Below are 2241 nucleotides of genomic sequence, written 5' to 3'. Positions count from 1 at the left end.
TTATCAATGGTTACTTTTTCTTGAATTGCAAGTGAGAATAAATGGATTCCCATTGACATGTCATGATGCGAGGCCATTTGTGCACCTAGAATGATTCTAGATTTGGCGTCATAAACGATTCTGAGTTTAACCTTGTGATTTTCTTCGGTGATAAACTCTGGTTTTTGAAGGTCTTCAAAATCAGTATACAAGACATCTAATCCAAGCAATTTAGCTCTTTCAGCTGTAATGCCCGTTGAAACCATTTTTAAGTCATAGATGGCAATACCGTTTGATCCTTGTACACCTGCAGAGTCGATATCGTTTCCAATAACGTTATGAGCCGCTACGATTGCAGAACGAACCGCATTAGTTGCAAGTGCAATGTAGCTTGTGTTATCGATTGAGTTATCATAAACAGTAGCGCAATCCCCGATGGCGTATACATTTGGGAGTGATGTTTGTTGCTTCTTGTTGACCAAGTATGCACCGTTTCTGAACTTATCCAGTTGGTCTGCTCCAAGTTCGGTATTTGGTCTAAAACCAATAGCCATAACCACCATATCTGCTTTATGTGTTGCCTTATCAGTAACGACGCTTTCAACTTTCCCATTACCTACAAGTTTTTGAACGGTTTCACCAAATGCCAGTTTAATACCATGTGATGAAAGATTCTCATTCATCAACTGAGTGAAAGGGGCATCGTAATACGCAGGTAAGCTAGTTGTTGCAATATCTATAAGGGTTACGTTCTTGCCATGTCGCTCAAAGGCTTCTGCGAGTTCAACACCGATGTAGCCAGCACCAACCACCACAACATCTTTAATTTCTGGATTTTTGAGTTTCTCAATAACCACTTCAGCGTGTTGGTATAATTTTACTTTTTGAACGTTTTCAAGTTCCATACCTTCAATTTTAGGAATGATCGGTAAAGAACCTGTTGCCAATATTAAATCATCGTATTGCTCTTGAATCATTTCGCCCTGAGCATTTTGTCCATAGACCACTTTAGCCTTAAAATCAATTTTTGTTACTGGTGTTTCCATATATACCTTAGCACCTTTTGACTCTAATGTTTCCTTGTTAGAATAAAATAGACCTTCTGGTCCAGCAATCTGATTGCCAATCCATAGTGCCATACCACACCCTAAAAAGCTAATATTGTTGTTAGAATCAAAAACAGTGACCTGATGATTATTTGAATTATCTAAAATAGTATTTGTTGCAGCTGTTCCAGCATGATTTGTGCCTACGATTACCACTTTTTTCATGTTATATAATCTCCTTGTTTTGTATTCGATATAAAATTGTATTCGTTACAATTTTCACAGATATTATACCACGAAAATATTACTTTTAAACATAGAAAATAAAAAAAATTATAAATATCTAAAATCCATTTAAAACGAACATAATTTTGCCACAATTTATGTTTATAATTACATTAGTATGTCATTAATGATTTAGGGGGACACTGTGGCTAATAAAATCACGTTAAATGTGAGGGGCATGACTTGCTCAGGATGTGAATCAATAGTATCTAAGGCCTTAAGCAGAGTTGAAGGTATCAAAATACTTAGGATATCTCATATAACAGGTCAGCTAGTAATGGAAATCAGCAATGATCAGGATATAGCTGAGATAAAGGCCGCTATAGAATCAGAAGGCTATTATATTGATGAGTTAGAAGCGCCTCTCGTGACTAAGAAAGAGGGCAATCCAATTGGTTGGATTATGATTTTACTTGCGGGGTTTTTAATAATCAATAACACTGTAGGCTTTAATTATATTCCTGAAATCCCCTCAAATATCAGCTTTTTAGCCTTGTTTCTCATTGGCCTTGTTACATCGTTACATTGTGTTGCAATGTGTGGCGGTATTGTTATTTCTCAATGTGTTCAAATTCAAGGCACCAAAAAAACATATATGCCTGCTGTCCTTTATAATTTAGGTCGAATTGTTTCTTATACTGTCATTGGTGGTATTGTTGGGGGGATTGGTGCTTCGGTACAATTTTCAGGCGGTTTGATACCAGTTTTTGCAGGAATATTTATGACTTTGATGGGCATCAATATGCTCGTAGACAATAAGATTATTAAGCGTCTAATACCTAAAATTCCTGGAAGTATAAGGGCAAAGAATGCTGCAAAGCAAGGTAAAAGTCCATTTGTTGTTGGCTTGTTAAACGGATTGATGCCTTGTGGTCCACTACAATCGATGCAGCTGTATGCACTTGGTACAGGTAGTGTTGTTGAGGGGGCC

2 protein-coding genes are annotated in these 2241 nt (G+C 36.9%); one reads left to right on the top strand and one right to left on the bottom strand.

Translation table 11 applies throughout. The annotated features are described in order from the left end of the window. Nucleotides 1-1250, bottom strand: a 1250-nt coding sequence (gene nox / locus AC220I_RS21550) for a H2O-forming NADH oxidase (RefSeq protein ID WP_486725929.1), incomplete at its 3' end; no start/stop codon positions are given. 205 nt (nucleotides 1251-1455) lie between these two features. Between nox and AC220I_RS21545 the strand changes: the two genes are divergently transcribed. Beyond that, a partial coding sequence (locus tag AC220I_RS21545) for an urease accessory protein UreH domain-containing protein (protein ID WP_486725928.1) occupies nucleotides 1456-2241 on the top strand: 786 nt, incomplete at its 3' end.

The sequence above is a fragment of the Fusibacter sp. genome (assembly GCF_057447755.1).
The sequence above is the reverse complement of the archived record's forward strand: the minus strand, read 5'-3'. Positions and strand labels throughout refer to the sequence as shown.